This is a genomic window from Vibrio sp. LQ2 (genome assembly GCF_023920125.1).
GTDB lineage: Bacteria > Pseudomonadota > Gammaproteobacteria > Enterobacterales > Vibrionaceae > Vibrio > Vibrio fluvialis.
This window is the reverse complement of the sequence record NZ_CP085308.1, coordinates 3,534,797-3,558,354: the sequence shown is the minus strand read 5'-3', so window position 1 is coordinate 3,558,354 and position 23,558 is coordinate 3,534,797. Positions and strand designations below refer to the sequence as shown.

The following is a 23,558-nucleotide window of genomic DNA, read 5'->3' as shown; positions in this document are numbered from 1 at the left end:
TTACCGACAAAACAGGGTACATGCAAAATGACTGATGCTGTTCAAAACGAAACGAATCAAGAACAAATCGCGCAAGAAGAAAACAAACTGATTGCAGAGCGTCGCAGCAAGTTAGAGCACATTCGTAAGAGTTGTAAGGCGAACGGTCACCCAAATGACTTCCGTCGTGACAGCCTAGCGGGTGATCTGCAAGCTGAGTTCGGTGAAAAGAGCAAAGAAGAACTGGAAGCGCTGAATCATGTTGTTGCCATCGCAGGCCGTGTAATGGCAAAACGTGGTCCATTCCTGGTTATTCAAGAGACTTCAGGCCGCATTCAGGCTTACGCATCTAAAGATGTGCAAAAAGCGCTTAAAGAGCAGTATCAAGGCCTGGATATCGGTGACATCATCGGTGTGAAAGGCGCGCTGCACAAATCCGGCAAAGGTGACCTGTACGTGAACATGGATGAGTACGAGCTGCTGACCAAAGCACTGCGTCCTCTGCCAGAAAAATTCCACGGTCTGACCGACCAGGAAATGCGTTACCGTCAGCGTTATGTTGATCTGATCGTGAACGAAGATTCACGTAACACTTTCATCATTCGTTCTAAGCTGGTGAGTGCAATCCGTAGCTTCATGACTTCTAAGGGTTACCTGGAAGTGGAAACGCCAATGATGCACGTGATCCCGGGTGGTGCTTCTGCACGTCCATTCGTGACTCACCACAATGCTCTGGATATCGATATGTACCTGCGTATCGCGCCAGAACTGTACCTGAAGCGTCTGGTTGTCGGTGGTTTTGACCGTGTGTTTGAAATCAACCGTAACTTCCGTAACGAAGGTCTGTCTCCTCGTCACAACCCAGAATTCACAATGATGGAATTCTACCAAGCGTACTCTGATTACGAGGATCTGATGGATCTGACGGAAGAGATGCTGAGCACGGTTGCGATGAACGTGCTGGGTTCAACTTCAATGCCTTACGGCGATGAAATGGTTGAGTTTGGCGGCAAGTACGCACGTATGAGCATGCTGGACGCGATCAAACACTACAATCCGAACCACACTGAAATCCAAGCTCTGGATTACGATAAAGTGCAGGATCGTGAGCACATGGTGGCGATTGCGAAATCTGTTCATGTTGAAGTGGAACCGTTCTGGACTTGTGGCCAGCTGCTGGAAGAGATCTTCGGCGAAACGGCTGAGCCTAAACTGATTCAACCAACTTTCATCACTGGCTACCCAGCGGACATTTCTCCACTGGCACGTCGTAACGATGATTTCCCATTCATCACTGACCGTTTCGAGTTCTTCATTGGCGGTCGTGAAGTTGCGAATGGCTTCTCTGAGCTGAACGACGCGGAAGACCAAGATGCGCGCTTCAAGGCTCAGGTAGACGCAAAAGATGCGGGCGATGACGAAGCGATGTTCTACGATGCAGACTACATTACTGCACTGGAACACGGTCTGCCGCCAACCGCAGGCCAAGGTATCGGTATCGACCGTCTGGCGATGCTGTTCACTAACTCTCACACCATTCGTGATGTGATCTTGTTCCCAGCGATGCGTCCTCAACTATAATTGCTGATAGTGAATTGAAAAGCCGCCATTTATGGCGGCTTTTTTTATTTAAGCAGTAATAACTTCCATATATGAGGGGTTATCCCCACTGTTTATTTGCCAAGGGATGTGGCTTAATCCTGAGCGGTAGTAGAAAGTTTTCTAATTCCTTTCTAGTCTTACATTTGAGACAGATTCTAACCACAAGTCTCGTTAATGTAACGTCAGTGGTGAAGGTGCCAAATAAGTAGCACTGCAAAATAATTTTATAACAATAAGGATTCAGTTGATGGGCACTCAATTCCGTATGGACTCCGTGCCAGGCTCGTTAATCGTCGTTGGTGGTACCTACGAGCCGTGGCTTTCGGTGTTAGAACAAGTGGGGTGGCGATGTACTCAGTGTGCGGACTTGCGCAAAGCGGATCTGCTGTTTACTGAAACAGGGCCATGTATTGGTATTGTCGATTTAAGCCATGATGAATTTAGCCTCAATGGCATTGCGAATCTGGTGAGCAGCCATAAGCAAGTTCGCTGGCTGGCATTTATTCGCGAATCTCAGCTCAGTTCCGATACGATTTGCCAGTTCATTGTGAACTTCTGTATCGACTTCTTTACCGCGCCGATCCCGGACACTCAACTACTCAGCACAATTGGCCACCAGCTTGGCATGTTAAAGCTTGAGAAAAAAGTCTGGCCGCATTATGGCTCAAACGGCGACATGGGGCTGATTGGTGACTCGATCCCGATGAAGCGTCTGCGTGACCAAATTAAACGTATCGGGCCGACGGACGTCAGCATTCTGATTTACGGTGAAAATGGTTCTGGTAAAGAAACCGTAGCGAAGGCCATTCATAAAACCTCTTCTCGTTCGCAAAAGCCGTTTGTTTCGGTTAACTGCCGAGCCATGTCAGAAAAGCGGATTGAATGTGAGCTGTTTGGTATTGGTTGTGATGATGATTCTGTCGCGCCGTTGCTGCTGCAAGCTGATGGCGGAACGCTGCTGCTCAATGACATTCTGACGCTGCCTAAAAGCCAACAACTGAACCTCCTACGTTTTCTGCAGGAAGGTACGGTAGATACGTCAAATGGCAGTAAAGCTGTTGATGTTCGAGTGCTGGCCGCGAATTCATCGGACATTGAGAAAGCGCTGATCGACGGCGATTTCAATGAAGAGCTTTATCACTACATTAACGTGCTGCGCATCAATGTGCCGAGTCTGAAAGAGCGCGCGGCGGATGTTGCGGTACTGGCGAAGCATTTTTTGCGGGAATACTCCAAAGAGTACAACGCACAAGCTCGCAGCTTTTCGGAAGACGCAATGCGCGCGCTGACTCGTTACCACTGGCCAGGTAACGTTCGTGAGTTGATGAACCAACTTAAACGGGTTGTGTTGATGTCCGATACCATCATGCTGGAAGAGGCACATCTGGATTTGCCAAAGCGCGGCGATGGCAAACGCAGCCTGAAAAGCATTCGCGAACGTTCGGAGCGTGATGCATTGTTGCTGGTATTGGAGTCGCATTCAGGACAAGTCTCGACAGCGGCCAAAGAGCTGGGGGTATCCCGCGCGACCATGTACCGTTTGCTCAACAAGCATAACTTGATTACCGACGGCACGTTTTGATGCTCAGCCAAGCCACCTACGGGTGGCTTGTTCATTTCAGCACACAATATCGGGTTGGCATGACATGAGCACAAACAAATATGTTGCATATTCGGTTATTACTCCGATGAATACATTATATCTTTCTGTTATTACGCAAAATGCTGGCGATATTGGTTGTTTTTTCGCTAAGTGTTAATTAAAGGTTGAAGATAATACTCAGTTGCATAGAATTTAACCGTGAGTCTAGCTCACTGAAAACACACTTCTTTTTGGATTAATGATTTTTGCTTGGAGGCGCATTATGAAACATTTCGTATCGATTCATACCCTTTGCGCTTCTATTAACGGTTCATCTGCCGCGACCGCAGCACCCATGTCTGCCGATCGTCGTTGCGATGATAACAAGAGCAAAGATATCTAATTAATCCGTAACCTCTGATAGGCTGCGGAAAATGGCAGCTAGCAGGGGTAATCCCAATCAATTCAGCGAAGTAGCGCCATTTTTCCAGTCTTAATTTTCTAAACTGGAGAAAAATCATGCGTCATTCTGTTTATCTACAACTAGCCACTCTATTGGTACGTGCTGATCTGCGTCGTGAAGAACGTGAATGGAAACGAAAAGTACGTCGTAGTGCATTTGATATTCCATGGCACAACGAACATTTACTGAAAGATATCGGCTTGCAAGTGGACGGTCGTCCAATGGGCAGTAGCGTACCTGATGCGATCAAAGCGGACCGCCGTGTGCGTCATATCCGTCGTGTCTTAAGTGCGCGAATACCGACGTAAACAAGCGGGGCTGGCTGCTGCGCCAGCCCCGCTTAAACCCTAAGGGCAGGGATTGGAGTAGAGTGTGCCAATTTCCTGAATCTTAAGCAGTAACTCTTCACTCAACTCAAGTTCCAGACTATCAATGTTGGATTTCAGCTGTTGCAGGTTGGTGGCGCCGATGATGTTGGAGGCCACGAACGGACGCTGATTAACAAACGCCAACGCCATCTGGGCTGGATCGAGGCCAAACTCTCTGGCCAGATTGACGTACGCTTCCGTCGCCTTCAAGCCTTGTGGCGTAAAGTAGCGTTGAAAACGTTCGAACAAACTGCAACGCGCACCCGTCGGGCGGGCGCCATTGAGGTATTTGCCGCTGAGCACGCCAAATGCCATTGGTGAATAAGCCAGCAGTTTGACACCCTCATAGTGGCTGATTTCAGACAAGCCCACCTCAAAGCTGCGATTGAGCAGGTTATAGGGGTTCTGAATCGAGACCATGCGCGGCAAGTCGTGTTTTTCAGCCAGACGCAGATACGTCATCAGCCCCCACGGTGTTTCGTTGGACACACCGATGTAACGCACTTTGCCCATGCGGACTAAATCACTGAGCGCTTCCAGAGTTTCAATCAGAGTGACTTCTTCCTGCTGATCCGGATAAGGGTAATTGAGCTGACCAAAGGTATTGGTCTGGCGTTGTGGCCAGTGCAGTTGATAAAGGTCGATGTAGTCGGTTTTCAGGCGGCTGAGGCTGTCGTCGATCGCTTGATGAATATGACGATGATCGAGCGCCATATTTTCTCTGATATAGGGAACGTTGCGTGGCCCCGCGACTTTGGTCGCCAGAACGACTTTTTCACGCTTACCGGATTTTTCCAACCAGTTACCGATGAACTCTTCAGTTTTACCCTGAGTTTCGGCTTTTGGGGGTACCGGATACATCTCTGCCGTGTCGATAAAATTAATGCCACGCTCCAGCGCATAGTCTAACTGGCTGAAGGCTTCAGCCTGCGTATTTTGCTCGCCGAACGTCATGGTACCAAGACACAGTTTACTGATTTCAAGGCTCGAGTGAGGCAGTTTGGTATATTGCATAGCACTTCCTTGTTTGTGTTCGGAACACACCACTTATAGCTTATTGAAACTAAAGCGGCTTTTGATCTGAATTTCACTATAAGCGAAGAAATGGTCGGAAAGGAAATGAAATTTGTGTCATTCGGTAGCGATGGAACAAGGGCTGGAGCTATTGGAATGCTCGACTACACTGAGTAACAGGAGGTGAAGCGATGCATAAACGACAACTCAACAAGTGGATGAACGCGGCACACAAACCGGGCTTTGTTCCGCCTAAAGCCTACGTCATTGGGTGTGCTGATGCGACTCATTATACGCTGGGCGTTGAGGTGAAACACCATATCGAGCCGCTGCTCGACAGAGGTCAGCCTCTGCATTTTTCGTCATTGAATGCCGCCAAAGCTCAGCTGTTGCGTTTGGGGCTGACTCAGGCTTATTTGCGTATGAGTTGCGCATATGAGGAGTGTGGTTTCGCCGGGAGTCAGAAGTTCAGCGATATTCCGTTACCGCTGCGTTAGTCATCAATCGATGCGGTTCAGGCGTAGTAGGTATCGAGAATGCGGGCAGTAAACTGGGTGCGTAAGTAAAAACCGCGCGGCAAGGTTTGGATTGGCCGGCCATTTGCGCCATAGGCTTCGGTTTTCACCCGACCGTTGGCGGCTTTGGGGCGCAGTTGCAGCACCTCTCCGTGGCGCGCACTGATTTCGGATACCTTACCCAGCACGATAAATTCCATCAACTCTTCCCAGTCCGCTTTGAGCTGCGCTTCTTCTTCCGCAGACGGGCTCCAGATTAAAGGGGAGCCCACTCGGCGCTCAGCCAGCGGGATTTCCCGCTCGCCTTCAACCGGTATCCAAAGCACGCGCGACAGTTTGTTGCGTACATGGCTTTGCTCCCAAGTCAGGCCGTGCACTCCGGTCAGTGGCGCAACACAGACGAAGGTGGTTTCCAGCGGCTTCCCGCTATAGCTGATCGGGATGCTTTTAAGTTCAATCCCCAGTTGCTCAAAGTCCTGCTGAGGTTTGCTCCCGGCACAGGCACCTAAATGCCATTCCAGTAATTGACCAACCCAGCCCTTATCTTTGCGTAGATCGGGCGGCACTGTCATTTCGGCTTCACTGGCCAGATCCGCAAAGTTCGCTCCCGCAATGAGTTGCGCGCGCTCTAGCAGTTCTTGTTCGCTCTGGGGTTCTGGTTTCATAAAAAGTGCCGTTAGAAAAAAGGCGATTGTAGCAAATTTTCGCCGGATGAGGACCGTGGAGAAAGAATGATCAATGTGAGTAAAAGATCTACTATTAACGAGTTATCCACAGTTGAGTCACTAAAGTAAACGAAATTAATGTGATATGTATGCATAAACAGGGGTTTTTGTACGATTCGCTGGGAGGCTAGTGTGCTGGAAAAGCGCATTTTCTCCAATGTGTGTGGATAACAGCGTGATTGGTGGATCTTTGAGCGCTTTAAGTGGGCGAATGATCTTTCATCATTTTTCAATCAAGCTTATTCGCTGATTTATCTTTTAAATTATGATTTTTAACAATAAATTTGTTTTTGTTCTGCTGGTGATAGCAATGCGATGTGACTAGTATGACGGATTTTTTGCACAGTTCACGAGCTTCTGCACATGGTTATTCACAGAAAACGTGAATAAATGTGGTCTATGTCGCACTCTTCTGTTGATAACTTAAGTTTTGAGCAAAACTTATTCAATTTGAATGTTATCCGCAATAAATATCGTGTGAATCACATTAGTAAGTTTGCTCCCGTTGGGGATATGTGGAAAAATCAAAGCAATTAAGATTTTACTAGAGGTTTGCCAGTGATAGATGGCGATGGTTACCGACTCAATGTGGGTATTGTGATTTGTAACAACCATGGTCAGGTATTCTGGGCGAAACGATACGGGCAACACTCATGGCAATTCCCGCAAGGTGGAATTGATGAGGGTGAATCTCCTGAGCAGGCGATGTTTCGGGAGCTTTACGAAGAGGTTGGCTTAACGAAGAAGGACGTCAAAATCATTGCGACCAGTCGGCATTGGCTAAGATACAAGTTGCCAAAACGCTTGGTGCGATGGGATTCGCAGCCTGTCTGTATTGGACAAAAACAGAAATGGTTCTTACTGCGTCTGGAATGTGATGAATCAAAAATCAACATGCAGCGTGGTAATGCCCCTGAATTTGATGGTTGGCGCTGGGTGAGTTACTGGTATCCGGTGAGACAAGTGGTCTCTTTCAAACGTGACGTTTATCGTCGGGCGATGAAAGAATTTGCGTCATTGGCGATGCCGTTTAAAGAACGTAAAGTAAAAGGTAAGCGCAAAAATCGAAGAGGATAGAGATGCTCTCTCAGCTAAGGGATATAGTTGAACAGGTTTCAAAAGTTGAAGATGTCTATCAGGCGTTGGATATTTTTGTAAAACAGACATGCAGTGCGATGAGTACTGAATGTTGTACTGTCTATTTAGCAAACGAAGAGATGCATCGCCTGGAATTGATGGCTACTCAAGGTCTGAAATTCAAAGGCGACAAAATTCTGATCGATTTCGATGAAGGTCTGGTTGGTTTGGTGAAGCGTTCTGCCGAACCCATCAACCTGGCTGAAGCGTCTAAACACCCCAATTTTAAATATTTCAAAGAGCTGGGCGAAGAGGTGTATAACTCTTTTCTCGGTACTCCGATTATCTACCGCAAACAAGTGTTAGGTGTGCTGGTTGTTCAGCAGAAATCACCGCGCCTGTTCAGTGAGATGGAAGTCTCTTTCCTGGTCACGCTGGCAGCGCAGCTGGCGGTGATCGTTGCACATGCGCAAACACAAGGTCACTGGCTGCTGACGAAAAAGCAGCAAGCCATCAGCGGTATTCCTGCTTCTTCTGGTGTCGCGATTGGCGAGCTCTGGTGGGATGACTCACAACCTCAACTTGCGGATGTTTATCCGGCGTCGACGCTGGATATCGAACGTGAACACGAGTGGCTGACGCGCGCCATTGAAAACGCTCTGAGTGATTTTCGCAAGATGCGTAAAAAGCTCGACAGCGAAATCAATAAAGAAGCGCTGGCGATCTTCGATCTGTTTACCCACCTGTTGAACGATCCGATGCTGCGTAAAGATCTTAAAGCGCAGATTCAAAAAGGCGATCGCGCCGACTGGGCACTGCGTCAGGTGGTCGAAACCTATTCCAACCGTTTTGCCCGCATGTCCGATGCTTATTTGCGTGAGCGTGCTCAGGATGTGCGTGAGCTTGGTCAGCGTCTGCTGTTTTTCCTCTACAACACTGAGCATGATCAGCAACAGCTAGACAAGCCTATCATTCTGGTCGTGCGTGAACTCACAGCGTCCATTCTGGCGGCTTTACCTAAAGATAAACTGTTGGCTGTAGTCTCGCTCGAAGGGGCGGCCAACTCGCACGCTGCCATTTTGTCGCGCGCTCTTGGCATTCCCGCCATCATGGGCGTGTCAGTTAACCTCAAACAGATCAACGGTAAAAAGGGCATTGTCGATGGTTACAGCGGCAAGCTGTTTATCTCGCCAGCCAAGCAGATCCTCTCTGAATATCGCGCGTTAGCCAGCGAAGAACGAGAGCTGTCGAAAATGGTTAACGAAGCCATTTCGGAGCCGGCGTTTACACAAGATGGTAAACGCATCGAATTGCTGCTCAATGCGGGCTTGAGTGCTGATACCAATATTGCTATCAACCAGGGCGTGGATGGCGTAGGGCTGTACCGGACTGAAATTTCATTCTTGTTGCAGCACCGTTTCCCGTCGGAAGAGGAGCAAATTCAGCAATATCGCACGGTGTTGGGAGCCTACCCTAGCAAGCGGGTGGTGATGCGTACGCTGGACATCGGCGGCGATAAACCTCTGCCATATCTGCCGATAGAAGAGGACAATCCGTTCCTCGGTTGGCGCGGGATTCGCTTTACTCTCGATCACCCAGATATCTTTTTGATCCAATTACGGGCGATGATGCGTGCCAGCAGCGAATACAACAATCTCAGCATTCTGCTGCCGATGATTTCAGGCACCAAAGAGCTCGATGATGCGCTGAAACTGATTCACCAAGCGTATGAGGAAACCCTCAAACTGGATGATAAGGTGGTGATGCCGGAAATCGGCATCATGGTGGAAGTGCCATCAATGTTGTATCTGTTGCCACTGATTGCCGACAAAATTGACTTTGTTTCCGTTGGCACTAACGACTTAACTCAGTATCTGCTCGCCGTTGACCGGAACAATTCCCGTGTGGCTGATGTCTATGAATCGATGCACCCGGCGGTGGTCATGGCATTGAAGCAGATTCAACAAACCTGCGAGCAGTACCAGATTCCCGTCTGTGTGTGCGGTGAGTTAGCGGGTGATCCGATTGGCTCTTTGCTGTTGATTGGGTTAGGGTACACCACCTTAAGTATGAACACGTCGAACGTCGCGCGGGTGAAGTACTTAGTGCGTCACTCTGATTTAAACGATTTGCGCGTACTTGCTGACAAAGCGCTGATGCAACCGTACGGTCATGATATCTATAATATGATGCTCACACACTTCGAAGACAAAGGCTTCGCCGGCTTTGTGAGAGCGGGAAAAAAATAGGAACAGAATGTGAGTATCGAATTAATGGCCCTGTTGTTGGTGTTAGGGTCGGTAGTCGGTGTGCTGGCAGGTTTGCTGGGCATCGGCGGTGGTTTGGTCGTCGTACCGGCATTACTGTTTCTGCTGCCTCAGGCAGGTATTTCCCCTGATATTGTGATGCAACTTGCGCTGGCAACGTCGCTGGCGACGATTATCGTCACGTCGGGTTCATCGGCACTCAATCATCTCAAACTCGGCAACGTGGATATGTTTGTCGTCAAATGGCTGCTGCCTGGTGTATTGGTTGGCGGTTTTCTCGGTTCGGTGATTGCAGAGTGGATCCCCAATCAGTACCTGCCGAAGGTGTTTGGCGTGATTGTACTGGTGCTGGCGCTGCAAATGTTTCGCTCCATTCGTGCCACGCACACCAAGCCGATGCCCGGAGCGGTGATGACCACTGTGTACGGCGGCGGTATCGGTGTGGTGTCGAGCCTGGCGGGCATTGGTGGCGGCTCGCTGTCGGTGCCCTTCCTCAATCATCATGGTGTGGAAATGCGTAAAGCGGTCGGTTCGTCGTCGGTATGCGGTTTTATGATTGCTATCTCCGGCATGCTGGGCTTTGTTCTGCACGGTTACCATGCTGAAGGCCTGCCGCAGTACAGTGTGGGTTATGTGTATTTACCTGCGCTGGTGGCAATTGCTTCCACCTCCATGCTAACCACTCGTATCGGTGCCAAGCTGGCAACTCAGTTGCCAACTAAGGTGCTTAAACGTTTCTTCGCGGTATTCCTTATGTTCGTTGCCATCACCATGTTGATGCAATGATCTGATTTTAAAAGAGAAGAGAACACTATTTATGTCTCAGGGCTATCTTGAATTTCCAAACATTGACCCCGTTTTAGTTTCTATTGGGCCGATTTCTGTGCGCTGGTACGGCATGATGTATCTGATTGGTTTTATGTTTGCCATGTGGCTGGCGAACCGTCGTGCTGACAAACCCGGTAGTGGCTGGACTCGTGAGCAGGTTTCCGACTTGCTGTTTGCCGGCTTCCTGGGTGTGGTCATTGGTGGCCGTATCGGTTACGTGCTGTTCTATAACTTCGATCTGTTCTTAGCCGATCCTCTTTACTTGTTTAAAGTCTGGACTGGTGGCATGTCGTTCCACGGCGGTCTGCTGGGTGTGATCTCCGCTATGTTCTGGTATGCACATAAAAATCAGCGCACCTTCTTTGGTGTGGCCGACTTTGTGGCGCCGCTGGTGCCGTTTGGTCTTGGCATGGGCCGTCTGGGCAACTTTATGAACGGTGAACTGTGGGGACGTGTCACGGATGTGCCATGGGCGATTATTTTCCCAAATGCAGGACCGCTGCCTCGCCATCCGTCACAACTGTATGAATTTGTTTTAGAGGGGATTGTTCTGTTCCTGATCCTCAACTGGTTTATTAAGAAGCCGCGTCCGTTGGGTTCGGTAGCCGGGCTATTCCTCGCCGGATATGGTACATTCCGCTTCCTGGTTGAATTTGTTCGAGAGCCGGATGCCCAATTAGGCCTGTTCGGCGGTATCATCTCAATGGGACAAATCCTTTCAACACCAATGATTATTGCTGGCGTGCTGCTGATGGTATGGGCTTACAAACGTGGCCTGTATAAAGACAGCGTGGCAGCAAAGTAAGGGTTCGACGTGAAACAGTATTTAGATCTTTGCCAGCGCATTGTCGATGAAGGTGTGTGGGTGGAAAATGAGCGGACAGGCAAACGTTGCCTGACCGTGATCAATGCCGATTTAACTTATGATGTGGCCAATAACCAGTTTCCACTGGTGACGACACGTAAGAGTTTCTGGAAAGCCGCGGTGGCTGAGCTGCTGGGCTACATTCGCGGTTATGATAATGCGGCGGATTTCCGTGCACTGGGCACCAAAACCTGGGATGCCAATGCTAACCTGAACGACGCGTGGCTCAATAACCCGCACCGTAAAGGTGAAGACGATATGGGCCGTGTATATGGAGTTCAGGGGCGCGCGTGGGCTAAGCCGGATGGCGGTCATATTGACCAGTTGAAGAAAATTGTCGATGACCTGACGCGTGGCGTTGATGATCGCGGCGAAATTCTCAATTTCTACAACCCGGGTGAGTTTCATATGGGCTGCTTGCGTCCTTGTATGTACAGCCACCACTTCTCGCTGCTTGGTGACACCCTGTATCTCAATAGTACGCAACGCTCGTGTGATGTCCCGCTGGGGTTGAACTTTAACATGGTTCAGGTCTATGTGTTCCTGGCGATTATGGCGCAGATCACGGGTAAGAAACCGGGTCAGGCGTTTCATAAGATCGTGAACGCACACATCTATGAAGATCAACTGGCGTTAATGCGTAATGTACAACTGAAACGTGAGCCACTGGCTGCGCCTCAGTTCCACATCAACCCGAAAATCAAGTCGCTACACGATTTGGAAACTTGGGTAACGTTGGATGATTTTGAAGTGACCGGTTACGAGTTCCATGATCCGATTCAATATCCGTTTTCGGTGTAGGGATGAGATAGTAAAAAACGCTGGCTGTGCCGGCGTTTTTTTATGGTTGCAGAAAACAAAAAAGCTCCCCGAAGGGAGCTTTTCTTATTCGTCCGGATTAAGAGCTGAACGCCAGAATCATACCCGGAATCACGATGAATACCGACAGCAGGTAACCTGCAACCACAGCTTTGCTCTTAATTGCCCATTCTGAAATCGCTTCTGCACCTTTGAGTGGTAGTTCACGCAGGAACGGAACGCCGTAAATCAGCAGTGTCGCCAGCACGTTAAATGTCAGGTGGACCAGAGCGATTTGCAGTGCAAATACCGCGAATTCACCCGATACGGCTGTTGCTGCCAGCAGAGCGGTAATACAAGTACCGATGTTGGCGCCCAGCGTGAATGGGTAAACATCACGTACTTTCAGTACGCCTGAGCCAACCAGCGGTACCATCAGACTGGTGGTGGTCGATGAAGACTGAACCAGAACCGTCACGATTGTACCCGACGCAATACCATGCAGAGGGCCACGACCAATGGCGTTCTTCAGAATGTCGCGCGCACGGCCAACCATCAGGCTCTTCATGAGTTTACCCATCACGGTAATCGCAACAAAGATAGTGGCAATACCAAGTAGGATAAGAGCCACGCCACCGAATGTGTCACCAAATGTAGACAGCTGACCTTTCAGTGCGCCAATCACAGGTTTGGTGATCGGTTTGATGAAGTCGAAGCCTTTCAGGCTCATGTCGCCGGTTGCCAACAGTGGTGAAACCAGCCAGTGAGAAATTTTTTCCAGAATGCCAAACATCATTTCCAGTGGTAGGAAGATGAATACGGCCAGCAAGTTAAAGAAGTCATGGATAGTGGCGCTGGCAAAAGCACGCTTGAATTCCTCTTTACAGCGCATGTGACCCAGGCTGACCAGAGTGTTGGTAACGGTAGTACCGATGTTGGCACCCATAACCATAGGAATTGCGGTTTCAACTGGTAGGCCGCCAGCTACCAAACCGACAATAATAGAGGTGACCGTACTGGATGACTGAATCAGCGCCGTGGCAACCAAACCGATCATCAAGCCCGCAACCGGGTGTGAAGCAAATTCAAACAGGACTTTTGCCTGATCGCCCGTTGCCCATTTAAATCCGCTGCCCACCATCGCTACCGCAAGCAGTAGCAAATACAGCATGAAAGCCAAGTTTGCCCAGCGCAGCCAACGCGTAGTCGCTGAGATTGGCGCGGCAGTGGTAGTCGCTTGGTTTATCATTGTTTTCTCCATTGACCTTTTTATTACGTCTTCGGTCTGTTGTTGAATCTGTGCGCGATAGTAGAGGTTAAATATTTCAGTAATATGACAATGCTGAAACAAAACGAGAGAATTGTTAATTAGACTGTTTTATGGGCAGGTTTTATTTTGATGTTTGATTTTAAGCTTTTGTTTTATATCATTTTATTATCAGGTTTATCTGTTGGGTAAGAACGGGTTTAAACTCTGTTTTACAGACGAATCGTGAGCAGAGTGTGTCAGAATTGTCATATTGGAAAATCAGTAATTCGGAAAAACAAGTCGTTTATTCAAGTATTGTTCGTATATTTCGATGTAATTGCGACATGTCGGTTCATTTGCTATAACCAAGACTCTGTTCATCACGAGTGGCTTTCGATGTCTCATCTCAATTACAACCACCTTTATTACTTCTGGATGGTGTGCAAGCAGGGTTCCGTCACTAAGGCTGCTGACGCGCTGTTTCTTACTCCTCAAACGGTGACTGGCCAAATTAAAGCGCTGGAAGATCGTATGGCAGGCAAACTGACTAAACGCAACGGCCGCAGTATTGAACCAACCGAGCTGGGCCAATTGGTTTTCAAGTATGCGGACCGTATGTTCGGCCTCAGTTACGAAATGCTCGATATCGTCAATTACAGTCAACGTAACAATGTGTTGTTTGATGTTGGTGTTGCTGATGCGCTGTCCAAGCGTCTGGTGAGCAAAATACTGATGACGACGGTGCCGGATGACAACAGCATTCACTTACGCTGCTTTGAGTCGACCCACGAAATGCTGCTTGAGCAGTTGTCTCAGCATAAGCTGGATATGATTTTGTCCGATTGTCCTGTCGACTCCAGCCAGAGTCCGGGCTTATTTAGTAAGAAACTGGGTGAAAGCCATATGGGCTTTTTCTCCAGTGGCCATGTTGAAAAGGGGCGTTATCCCGCAGTACTGGAAGAGCATAAGTTATTGATTCCGGGTAGCCGCACCGCGATGGGGCGCAAAGTCCGTCAGTGGTTCGACCGACAGGGCATTCAACCTAATATTCTCGGCGAGTTCGACGATGCTGCACTGATGAAAGCTTTCGCACGTTACCATCCGGATGTGATTTTCATGGCACCGTTGCTGTACATGAACGAAATGGAGCAGGATCTATCGCTGCAACTCATCAGTCGGATCGAAGAAATTAAAGAAGAGTATTATGTGATATTCGCAGAACGAATGATTCAACATCCTGCGGTAAAGAATGTCTGTGATGCAGATTTTAGTAATTTGTTTGAATGAGCGTTTTATTACTGTTAATAAATAGATTACTATCACGCCAACCGATTAAAACGCATTCTGTTGTCTTGTAATGACAGAAAAACGTGATCGGCATATTTAGGCATACTCTGTGTTCGTTGCTGTCTGATCGTTCATCCGATCATGAACCACCATAATAATGGGCGTTGCGAGGTAACTTGCCGCTGAAGGAAGGCAATCAGGCACTAACATGATGTGCGAGAGTAGCGCTTAAGCGGTTATTTCAAGGGGGCTTACTCGTGAACCTACAAGAAATGGAAAAGAACTCCGCCCAAGCAGTGGTGTTACTAAAAGCCATGGCGAATGAGAGACGTCTGCAGATTCTTTGCTTGTTGCACAACCAGGAACTTTCCGTGGGGGAATTGTGTGGCAAGCTGGAACTGAGTCAATCAGCGTTATCGCAACACCTGGCTTGGCTAAGAAGGGATGGCTTAGTGGAGACGCGCAAAGAAGCGCAAACCGTGTACTACACACTCAGCAGTGATGAAGTGAAATCGATGATCGAATTGCTTCACAATTTATACTGCAAGAGCTGACAAGGATGTCTGACTGAAGTTTTTATTCTGTTCACTATGCGTATAACGATAGTTACAAAGAATAAAGAGTAAGAACTTTGGTTTTCTGCAAACACAAGCAATAAAAAAACCGGCGAATGCCGGTTTTTTTTATCACTGGGATATCAGGCTCAAATTACAGAGCTTTGATAGCAGCAGCGAAACGAGACTTATGACGAGCTGCTTTATTCTTGTGAATAAGGCCTTTAGTTGCCATACGGTCTAGGATTGGTGTAACTACTGCGAATGCAGCAGTTGCAGCTTCTTTGTCGCCTGCAGCGATTGCAGCAACAGTTTTCTTCATGTAAGTGCGCATCATAGAACGACGGCTAGCATTGTGCTGACGACGTTTCTCAGATTGGATAGCGCGCTTCTTAGCAGATTTACAGTTTGCCAAGGGTCTAACTCCCAAAAACTTTAGTTCGGTGACAATTTAAGGGCCGGAAATATCCCCTATTTGCACTTAATTGTCAAATGATTTGTGCAAAAACCCATCTAGGCCAAACAAGTTTGGAATCGGAAGGTCTTCGCGGTTAAGATGGCGGGGATTCTAACAGTATTTTTTTGCCAATGCTAATACTTATCTGATCTCTCACTGACATTATTTCCCGGTGAAGAAAGATAATGTTGTTTTAGCGTATTTTTCGAGGTTACCGTGAGTAAACGCTTACTCAAGTCAGGCATGATTGTCAGTGCCATGACGTTGATTTCGCGCGTCTTGGGATTGGTGCGCGACATTGTCGTCGCCAACCTGATGGGTGCAGGCGCCAGCGCTGATGTATTCTTTTTTGCCAACCGCATTCCCAACTTCCTGCGCCGTCTGTTTGCAGAAGGGGCTTTTTCTCAAGCTTTTGTTCCGGTCCTGACGGAATATCATGCGTCAGGGGATATCAATAAAACCCGTGAACTGATTGCCCGTGCAGCGGGCACGCTGGGGGTATTGGTCACCATCGTGACTGTATTGGGCGTGGTATTCTCTGGCGTGGTAACTGCGCTGTTTGGTGCGGGGTGGTTTCTGGATTGGCTCAATGATGGCCCGGCGGCGCCGAAGTTTGAGCTCGCCAGTCTGCTGTTAAAAATTACCTTTCCTTATTTATGGTTCATTACCTTTGTCGCACTGTCAGGCGCGGTACTGAACACGCTGGGTAAGTTCGCGGTCTCTTCCTTTACGCCCGTCTTTCTCAACGTCATGATGATTCTGTCGGCATGGTATATCTCGCCGCTACTGGATCAGCCTGAAATTGGTTTGGCAATTGGTGTATTTTTAGGCGGCTTGGTTCAGTTTTTGTTCCAACTGCCTTTTTTGATCAAAGCTGGCGTGTTAGTCAGACCAAAATGGGGCTGGAAAGATCCTGGGGTGGTGAAAATTCGCACACTGATGATTCCGGCGCTATTCGGGGTTTCGGTTAGTCAAATCAACCTGTTATTTGATTCGTTTGTGGCGAGTTTTCTGCAAACGGGTTCCATCAGTTGGCTCTATTACTCCGACCGTTTGCTGGAATTTCCGCTCGGGCTGTTTGGTATTGCGATTGCAACCGTAATACTGCCCGCGCTGTCGCGCAAGCATGTAGATGCTCACAGCGACGGGTTTGCCCATACCATGGACTGGGGCGTACGGATGGTGATTCTGCTTGGTGTGCCTGCCATGCTTGGCTTGATGGTGTTGGCGAAACCGATGTTGATGGTGCTGTTTATGCGCGGCGAGTTTACTCCTGATGACGTGCACATGGCGTCGATGTCGCTGCTGGCGTATTCAGCGGGGTTGCTCAATTTCATGCTGATCAAAGTGTTGGCGCCGGGCTACTACTCGCGTCAGGATACGAAAACACCTGTGCGCTTTGGTATCATCGCGATGCTGAGCAATATTGTGTTTAACGCTATCTTTGGTTGGTTCTATGGTTATGTCGGTCTGGCGGCGGCAACGGCATTGTCGGCCTTTATTAATATGGCACTGCTGTATCGCGGTTTGCACAAACAAGGTGTTTACGTGATTAGCGCGCGCACGGTTGGCTATATTATCCGCCTGTTGATCGCTGGCGGTGCGATGGTCGCGGCCATTTTGTGGCAGATGGAATCGATGTCGGTCTGGCTGAGTTGGGGGCTGACGCAACGGGCTCTGACGCTGACAGGGCTGATCGCACTCGGCGCGATTGTATATTTAGTCACCGCTCTGGTGCTGGGCGTCCGTTTAAAAGATTTAAAAGCGGCGACAGATTAACGCTGATTAGGTTATAATCCGTCGGTTTCACACCAAGATAATTGAGAACTATAGGTTTTAAGCGTATTCCAATGGAATTGATTCGCGGTATTCATAACATCAAACCACGCCATCATGGCTGTGTATTGACCATAGGTAACTTCGATGGTGTCCATTTGGGACATCAACAGGTATTAGATCAGGTCTCTGAGCGAGCGAAATCGCTGAACCTGCCTTCGGTCGTGATGACCTTTGAACCGCAACCTATGGAGCTGTTCTTAAAAGATAAGGCTCCGGCTCGGTTAACAAGATTGAGAGATAAGTTTGTCCAACTCGGCAAACTGGATATTGATCGTCTATTGTGTGTGAACTTCAACCATCACTTCGCCAACCTTGATGCACAGGCGTTTATCCGTGACTTGTTGGTCACTCGTTTGGGTGTTAAGTTTTTGGTCGTTGGCGACGATTTCTGCTTTGGCCAGGGGCGCAAAGGTAACTTTGCTATGCTGGAACAGGCAGGACGTGAATACGGCTTTGAAGTGGTGAGTACCCAGAGCTTCTGTTTACAGAAACTGCGTGTCAGCAGTACGGCAATTCGTGAGGCCTTAGCCGCTGATGAACTGGCCGTGGCCGCAGACATGCTGGGCCGCGATTACAGTATCAGCGGGCGCGTGTCTCACGGGCGTAAACTCGGACGGACCATCGGTTTTCCGACGGCCAATATTCCGCTCAAACGTTGTGTGTCGCCAGTTTCTGGTGTGTACGTGGTGGAAGCATATGGGTTAGGTGAGCAACCTGTCGGTGGTGTAGCCAATATTGGCCAGCGTCCGACGGTAAATGGGGTTCGCCAACAATTAGAAGTGCATTTATTCGACTTTCATGGCAATTTGTACGGCAAACAGCTGGAAGTCGCACTTTTACATAAACTGCGCAACGAACATAAGTTTGAGTCCTTTGAAGCACTCAAACAACAAATAGAATTGGATGCTGAGGCAGCAAGGGTGTGGCTGCGTCAGCTTAAGGGTTAACCGGATGATTCCACCGGCTAACATAATGTCTAACTTCGCCCAATATAACGGAATTAAGAATCGATGAGTGAGTATAAAGATACCCTGAACTTACCTGAAACAGGGTTTCCAATGCGCGGCGATCTGGCTAAACGTGAGCCAGAAATGCTTGAACGTTGGTACAAAGAAGATCTTTACGGTGCAATCCGTGAAGCAAAAAAAGGCAAAAAATCTTTCGTATTGCACGATGGCCCTCCATATGCCAACGGTGATATTCACATTGGTCACGCACTAAACAAGATTCTTAAAGACATTATTATTAAATCCAAAACACTTTCAGGTTTTGACGCACCTTACATCCCGGGTTGGGACTGCCACGGTCTGCCAATCGAACTGATGGTAGAGAAGAAAGTGGGCAAGCCTGGTCAGAAAGTGACCGCGGCTGAATTCCGTGAAAAATGTCGCGAGTACGCAGCGGGTCAGGTTGAAGGCCAGAAAGAAGGCTTCAAGCGTCTGGGCATCCTGGGTGAGTGGGACAAACCGTACCGCACCATGGATTTCTCAACCGAAGCGAACATCATTCGCGCGCTGGGTAAAATTGCCGACAACGGCCACCTGCTGAAAGGTTTCAAACCGGTTCACTGGTGTACCGATTGTGGTAGTGCGCTGGCTGAAGCGGAAGTGGAATACAAAGATAAAGTGTCTCCGTCTATCGACGTTCGTTTCAAAACGGCCGACGAAGCGGCGCTGCTGTCTAAATTTACCCTGACCGAAGGTCACGAAGGTAAAGGTGACGTATCCATCGTTATCTGGACCACCACGCCATGGACACTGCCAGCAAACCGCGCAGTATGTCTGCGTGACGATCTGGAATACGTGCTGATCCAAATCGAAGGTGAACAGCCTGAGCGTATCATCGTTGCGTCTGAACTGGCGAAATCTGTAATGGATCGTGCGGGTGTCGAACATTTCCACTTCCTGGGCTTTGCCAAAGGCGCGGATCTGGAACTGTCTCAGTTCAACCATCCGTTCTACAACTTCACTGTACCGGCAATTCTGGGCGATCACGTCACCACAGATTCTGGTACAGGTGTGGTTCACACTGCTCCTGGCCACGGTCAGGAAGACTTTGCAGTCGGTCAGAAATACGGTCTGGAAGTCGCCAACCCTGTGGGTTCAAACGGTGTTTATCTGCCAGATACTGAACTGTTTGCGGGTCAACATGTATTTAAAGCCAACGATGCTGTGATTGAAGTGCTGAAAGAGCACGGCGCACTGTTGCATCACCATGCTTACGAGCACAGCTACCCACACTGCTGGCGCCATAAAACACCGATCATCTTCCGTGCGACACCACAATGGTTCGTATCGATGGATCAAGCGGGTCTGCGTGAGAACGCACTCAGCGCGATTAAAGGCGTGAAATGGATGCCGGATTGGGGTCAAAGCCGTATCGAAGGTATGGTGGAAGGCCGTCCTGAATGGTGTATCTCACGTCAGCGTACATGGGGTGTGCCAATTGCTCTGTTTGTTCACAAAGAAACCGCAGAGCTGCATCCCAAGACTTCTGAGCTGATTGAAAAAGTCGCTCAACTGGTTGAACAGAAAGGCATTCAGGCTTGGTGGGATGTAGACGCCGCTGAGCTGCTGGGCGATGACGCTGAACAGTATGAAAAAGTACTGGATACCCTGGATGTTTGGTTTGATTCAGGTGTGACTCACTATGCGGTGGTTGATAACCGTGAAGAGTTCCATGGCGCTGAAGCGGATATGTACCTGGAAGGTTCTGACCAACACCGCGGCTGGTTCCAGTCTTCTCTGATTTCATCGATCGCGATGAAGGGCAAAGCACCTTACAAAGAAGTACTGACGCACGGTTTCGTGGTTGACGGCCAAGGCCGTAAAATGTCGAAATCGATCGGTAACGTGGTTGCGCCAAAAGACGTGACCAACAAACTGGGTGCAGACATTCTGCGTCTGTGGGTGGCATCAACTGACTACACGGGCGAAGTGGCGGTTTCAGACGAAATCCTGAAACGCAGCGCGGATTCTTACCGTCGTATTCGTAACACGGCACGTTTCTTCCTGGCGAACCTGAACGGCTTCAACCCGGCAACCGACATCATTGCGGCTGACGAGATGGTGGCACTGGATCGTTGGGCGGTTGCCCGTGCAATGGCTGCTCAACAAGAGATCGTCAAAGCGTACGCAGAGTACAACACTCACGCTGTGGTTCAGCGTCTGATGCACTTCTGTTCGGTTGAAATGGGTTCATTCTACCTGGATGTAATCAAAGACCGTCAGTACACCGCGAAACTGGGCGGCAACGCGCAGCGCAGCTGTCAGACTGCACTGTACTACATCGTAGAAGCGCTGGTTCGCTGGATGGCTCCAATCATGTCGTTCACTGCCGATGAAATCTGGAACGAAATGCCGACTAACCAAGCCAACGGCGAAGCTCGCGGTAAATTCGTATTTGCTGATGAGTGGTACGAAGGTCTGTTTGGTCTGGCTGAAGGTGAAGAGCTGAACAACGAATTCTGGACTGATATTCAGAAAGTTCGTGGTGCGGTGAACAAGTTGCTGGAAAATGCGCGTAATGAGAAAACCATCGGTGGTTCTCTGCAAGCGGAAGTGACGTTGTTTGCAAGCGACGAGCTGGCAGCCAAAATCAACAAGCTGGAAGATGAACTGCGCTTTGTATTGCTGACTTCAAAAGCGAACGTGAAACCGCTGGCTGAGAAGAGCGACGCGGCTCAGGCAACCGACATCGACGGTCTGTTTGTTCAAGTGAACAAAACGGAAGCTGAGAAGTGTGATCGCTGCTGGCACTACACCCCAGACGTGGGCACCATCAAAGGCCATGAAACTATTTGTGGTCGTTGTGTGTCGAACGTTGACGGTGAAGGCGAAGTTCGCAAGTTTGCTTAAAGGAACTGCATGACACAGCAAGCATTAACGCTTAAACAATCGGGAGTTCGCTGGCTATGGCTGGCGCTCCTTGTTTTTGTCGCTGATATCGCTATCAAATTGGTGGTGATGAACAGCATGGGGTATGGCTGGGAGAATCGCATCGAGATTCTGCCGTTTTTCAATCTGCTGTACGTGCATAACTACGGCGCCGCATTTAGCTTTCTGAGTGATCAGGCAGGCTGGCAGCGCTGGTTGTTTACCGGTATCGCGTTTGCTGTGGTTGGCCTGTTGGCCTTCTGGATGCGCCGCCTACCGTCCAGCGACAAATGGAATAACATGGCTTATGCACTCATTATCGGTGGTGCGGTAGGCAATGTGTTCGACCGGGTAGTGCACGGATTTGTGGTCGATTATCTCGACTTCTACTGGGGCACTTACCACTGGCCAGCGTTTAACCTCGCTGACAGCGCCATCTGTATTGGTGCTGCGATGATCATTTTGGATGGTTTTCGCGGTAAAAAGCAGACGGCGTAAGTGATTAAGCCGAAATAACCCTAAGCGCCGCCCGTTGATTCGGGGGGCGCTTTTTGTTATCAAGCAGTTTAGATTCAATCCACTCTGTACCAACCTCATCACCGTAAGAAATGAGGGGAACATTTACGAAGGTATGACCTTCGATTTGCATTAAGGAAGCCAGAACGTGACGACGACACATTTAAAAACTATTACTCAGAACTCAGCGGTAACGCTGCACTTTACTATCAAGCTGAAAGATGGCTCAGTGGCCGACAGCACTCACAACTTTGGTAAAGCGGCCAAGCTGGTGATCGGCGATGGCAGTCTGAGCGACAACTTCGAGCAGTGCCTGCTGGGCATGCAAGAGGGCGAAAGTAAATCCATTGAACTAGCGGCGGTTGACGCGTTTGGCGCGCCTAACCCAGACAACATCCATCATATGGATCGTGCCCGCTTTGTCGGTGACGCCGAAGTGGAAGTCGGCACCATTATGGGGTTCAGCGGACCGGACGGTATGGAAATTCCGGGCATCATTACCAACATCGCTGGTGATTCAGTGACGGTGGATTTCAACCACCCGTTAGCCGGACAAGATGTGATCTTCGACGTTGAAATTTTGTCTGTCGAATAACTTGCCGTAGAATAGCCAGCCAGAAAGAGAACCATGAGCAAATCCATGAAAATACTGTTAGCAAACCCGCGCGGCTTTTGTGCCGGCGTTGATCGCGCCATCAGCATCGTTGAGCGTGCACTTGAAATGTATCAGCCTCCGATTTATGTCCGTCATGAAGTGGTGCACAACCGCTTTGTGGTTGAAGGTCTGAAGCAGCGCGGTGCGATTTTCGTTGAAGAGCTGCACGAAGTGCCAGACGACAACATTGTGATTTTCTCCGCTCATGGGGTCTCGCAAGCGGTGCGCCAGGAAGCCAAAGAACGTGCATTGACGGTATTTGATGCCACGTGCCCGTTGGTAACCAAAGTGCACATGGAAGTGGCTCGTGCCAGCCGCCGCAATATGGAAGTGGTCCTGATTGGCCACGCCGGTCACCCGGAAGTCGAAGGTACCATGGGCCAATACGCCAGTGATACGGGTGGTATGTATCTGGTTGAAAAGCCGGAAGATGTGGTTGCACTGCAAAGCAAAGTTAAAGATCCATCGCACCTGCATTACGTGAGTCAGACGACGCTGTCGGTTGATGAAACCGCAGACGTGATTGATAAGCTGCGTGAAGTGTTCCCTGAGATTCAAGGGCCGCGCAAAGATGACATCTGCTACGCAACACAAAACCGTCAGGATGCGGTGCGTATTCTGGCTCAGGAAGTGGATGTGATGGTCGTGGTTGGCTCCAAGAACTCATCGAACTCGACCCGCCTTAAAGAACTGGCCGAGAAACTCGGTACGCCGGGTTATCTGACGGACTGTCCGGAAGACATTCATCCGGAGTGGTTCGACGGTGTAAGCAAGATCGGTGTCACCGCGGGCGCTTCTGCGCCTGAAGAACTGGTGAATCAGATTCTGAACCGCATCAAAGAGCTGGGGGCAACCTCAGTGGATGAAGTGCTGGGACGGGAAGAAAACATGTTCTTTGAAGTACCCAAAGAGCTGCAAATTAAGCAGGTTGACTAAGCAAGTTTGATGATTGTATCTGCTATCTCAGAGGGCAGATTCAATCCAACGAATCAATAAAAAAGGGCTCCCATCGGGAGCCCTTTTGCTATGCGTGTGTGGCAGGG

At 49.2% G+C, this 23,558-nt stretch carries 21 protein-coding genes; 17 read left to right on the top strand and 4 right to left on the bottom strand.

Annotation, left to right across the window (positions count from 1 at the left end; translation table 11 throughout):
• Positions 1-27 precede the first annotated feature (27 nt).
• The 3 genes from lysS to LGV68_RS16620 all read left to right on the top strand — a co-directional run bounded on the left by lysS (position 28) and on the right by LGV68_RS16620 (position 3,934).
• On the top strand, positions 28-1,560 hold the full coding sequence (gene lysS, locus LGV68_RS16630; protein ID WP_020430543.1) for a lysine--tRNA ligase: 1,533 nt from the start codon (positions 28-30) through the stop codon (positions 1,558-1,560).
• A gap of 268 nt (positions 1,561-1,828) precedes the next feature.
• Positions 1,829-3,163 (top strand): cyclic-di-GMP-binding transcriptional regulator VpsR, encoded by a 1,335-nt coding sequence (vpsR, locus tag LGV68_RS16625; protein WP_024374499.1) that lies wholly within the window; start codon positions 1,829-1,831, stop codon positions 3,161-3,163.
• A 519-nt stretch (positions 3,164-3,682) separates the two neighbouring features.
• Positions 3,683-3,934 (top strand): hypothetical protein, encoded by a 252-nt coding sequence (locus LGV68_RS16620; protein ID WP_020332074.1) that lies wholly within the window; start codon positions 3,683-3,685, stop codon positions 3,932-3,934.
• A gap of 39 nt (positions 3,935-3,973) precedes the next feature.
• On the opposite strand, the gene LGV68_RS16615 is transcribed toward LGV68_RS16620, so the two are convergent.
• A complete protein-coding gene (locus LGV68_RS16615) occupies positions 3,974-5,008 on the bottom strand; it encodes an NADP(H)-dependent aldo-keto reductase (protein ID WP_020430547.1) in 1,035 nt (344 codons plus the stop codon).
• 191 nt (positions 5,009-5,199) lie between these two features.
• On the opposite strand from LGV68_RS16615, the gene LGV68_RS16610 reads away from it, so the two are divergent.
• Positions 5,200-5,505 carry a DUF6482 family protein gene (locus LGV68_RS16610; RefSeq protein ID WP_158125375.1) on the top strand — a complete coding sequence of 102 codons (306 nt, stop codon included), beginning with the start codon at positions 5,200-5,202 and terminating at the stop codon, positions 5,503-5,505.
• Between the two features lie 17 nt (positions 5,506-5,522).
• Here the strand turns inward: LGV68_RS16610 and mutH are convergent, their stop codons facing one another.
• Positions 5,523-6,188: a DNA mismatch repair endonuclease MutH gene (gene mutH / locus LGV68_RS16605; RefSeq protein WP_158125374.1), complete on the bottom strand. Its 666-nt coding sequence runs from the start codon at positions 6,186-6,188 to the stop codon at positions 5,523-5,525.
• Positions 6,189-6,806: 618 nt separating this feature from the next.
• Here mutH and rppH point away from each other — a divergent pair.
• From rppH to LGV68_RS16580, 5 genes are read left to right on the top strand one after another with little or no spacing between them, the layout of a single operon-like run.
• On the top strand, positions 6,807-7,325 hold the full coding sequence (gene rppH, locus LGV68_RS16600) for an RNA pyrophosphohydrolase (protein ID WP_020332079.1): 519 nt from the start codon (positions 6,807-6,809) through the stop codon (positions 7,323-7,325).
• 2 nt (positions 7,326-7,327) lie between these two features.
• Positions 7,328-9,574: a phosphoenolpyruvate--protein phosphotransferase gene (ptsP, locus tag LGV68_RS16595; RefSeq protein ID WP_020332080.1), complete on the top strand. Its 2,247-nt coding sequence runs from the start codon at positions 7,328-7,330 to the stop codon at positions 9,572-9,574.
• A 9-nt stretch (positions 9,575-9,583) separates the two neighbouring features.
• Complete coding sequence (locus tag LGV68_RS16590; RefSeq protein WP_020430552.1) at positions 9,584-10,378, top strand: sulfite exporter TauE/SafE family protein; 795 nt, start codon at positions 9,584-9,586, stop codon at positions 10,376-10,378.
• A gap of 31 nt (positions 10,379-10,409) precedes the next feature.
• Positions 10,410-11,225, top strand: coding sequence for a prolipoprotein diacylglyceryl transferase (gene lgt, locus LGV68_RS16585; protein ID WP_020332082.1), 816 nt, complete (start codon positions 10,410-10,412; stop codon positions 11,223-11,225).
• Between the two features lie 9 nt (positions 11,226-11,234).
• The gene (locus tag LGV68_RS16580; protein WP_252535683.1) at positions 11,235-12,086 is read left to right on the top strand and encodes a thymidylate synthase; all 852 of its coding nucleotides are present in this window, start codon (positions 11,235-11,237) and stop codon (positions 12,084-12,086) included.
• A 97-nt stretch (positions 12,087-12,183) separates the two neighbouring features.
• Here LGV68_RS16580 and LGV68_RS16575 read toward each other — a convergent pair whose 3' ends face one another.
• On the bottom strand, positions 12,184-13,332 hold the full coding sequence (locus LGV68_RS16575) for a Na/Pi symporter (RefSeq protein ID WP_020332084.1): 1,149 nt from the start codon (positions 13,330-13,332) through the stop codon (positions 12,184-12,186).
• 396 nt (positions 13,333-13,728) lie between these two features.
• Between LGV68_RS16575 and nhaR the strand changes: the two genes are divergently transcribed.
• Both nhaR and LGV68_RS16565 read left to right on the top strand, forming a co-directional pair.
• A complete protein-coding gene (gene nhaR, locus LGV68_RS16570; RefSeq protein ID WP_020332086.1) occupies positions 13,729-14,619 on the top strand; it encodes a transcriptional activator NhaR in 891 nt (296 codons plus the stop codon).
• A 257-nt stretch (positions 14,620-14,876) separates the two neighbouring features.
• Positions 14,877-15,173 (top strand): metalloregulator ArsR/SmtB family transcription factor, encoded by a 297-nt coding sequence (locus LGV68_RS16565; RefSeq protein WP_038129795.1) that lies wholly within the window; start codon positions 14,877-14,879, stop codon positions 15,171-15,173.
• A 154-nt stretch (positions 15,174-15,327) separates the two neighbouring features.
• Here LGV68_RS16565 and rpsT read toward each other — a convergent pair whose 3' ends face one another.
• Positions 15,328-15,588 carry a 30S ribosomal protein S20 gene (gene rpsT, locus LGV68_RS16560; RefSeq protein ID WP_004728884.1) on the bottom strand — a complete coding sequence of 87 codons (261 nt, stop codon included), beginning with the start codon at positions 15,586-15,588 and terminating at the stop codon, positions 15,328-15,330.
• Positions 15,589-15,846: 258 nt separating this feature from the next.
• Here rpsT and murJ point away from each other — a divergent pair, with 258 nt between their 5' ends.
• From murJ to ispH, 6 genes are all read left to right on the top strand, one after another.
• A complete protein-coding gene (murJ, locus tag LGV68_RS16555; RefSeq protein ID WP_020332088.1) occupies positions 15,847-17,409 on the top strand; it encodes a murein biosynthesis integral membrane protein MurJ in 1,563 nt (520 codons plus the stop codon).
• Between the two features lie 71 nt (positions 17,410-17,480).
• Positions 17,481-18,416, top strand: coding sequence for a bifunctional riboflavin kinase/FAD synthetase (ribF, locus tag LGV68_RS16550; RefSeq protein WP_020430559.1), 936 nt, complete (start codon positions 17,481-17,483; stop codon positions 18,414-18,416).
• Between the two features lie 63 nt (positions 18,417-18,479).
• The gene (gene ileS / locus LGV68_RS16545) at positions 18,480-21,326 is read left to right on the top strand and encodes an isoleucine--tRNA ligase (protein ID WP_020430560.1); all 2,847 of its coding nucleotides are present in this window, start codon (positions 18,480-18,482) and stop codon (positions 21,324-21,326) included.
• A gap of 9 nt (positions 21,327-21,335) precedes the next feature.
• Positions 21,336-21,842 (top strand): signal peptidase II, encoded by a 507-nt coding sequence (gene lspA, locus LGV68_RS16540; RefSeq protein WP_020332090.1) that lies wholly within the window; start codon positions 21,336-21,338, stop codon positions 21,840-21,842.
• Positions 21,843-22,008: 166 nt separating this feature from the next.
• The gene (gene fkpB, locus LGV68_RS16535) at positions 22,009-22,455 is read left to right on the top strand and encodes an FKBP-type peptidyl-prolyl cis-trans isomerase (protein WP_020430561.1); all 447 of its coding nucleotides are present in this window, start codon (positions 22,009-22,011) and stop codon (positions 22,453-22,455) included.
• A 33-nt stretch (positions 22,456-22,488) separates the two neighbouring features.
• Complete coding sequence (gene ispH / locus LGV68_RS16530; RefSeq protein ID WP_032081028.1) at positions 22,489-23,451, top strand: 4-hydroxy-3-methylbut-2-enyl diphosphate reductase; 963 nt, start codon at positions 22,489-22,491, stop codon at positions 23,449-23,451.
• Positions 23,452-23,558 lie beyond the last annotated feature (107 nt).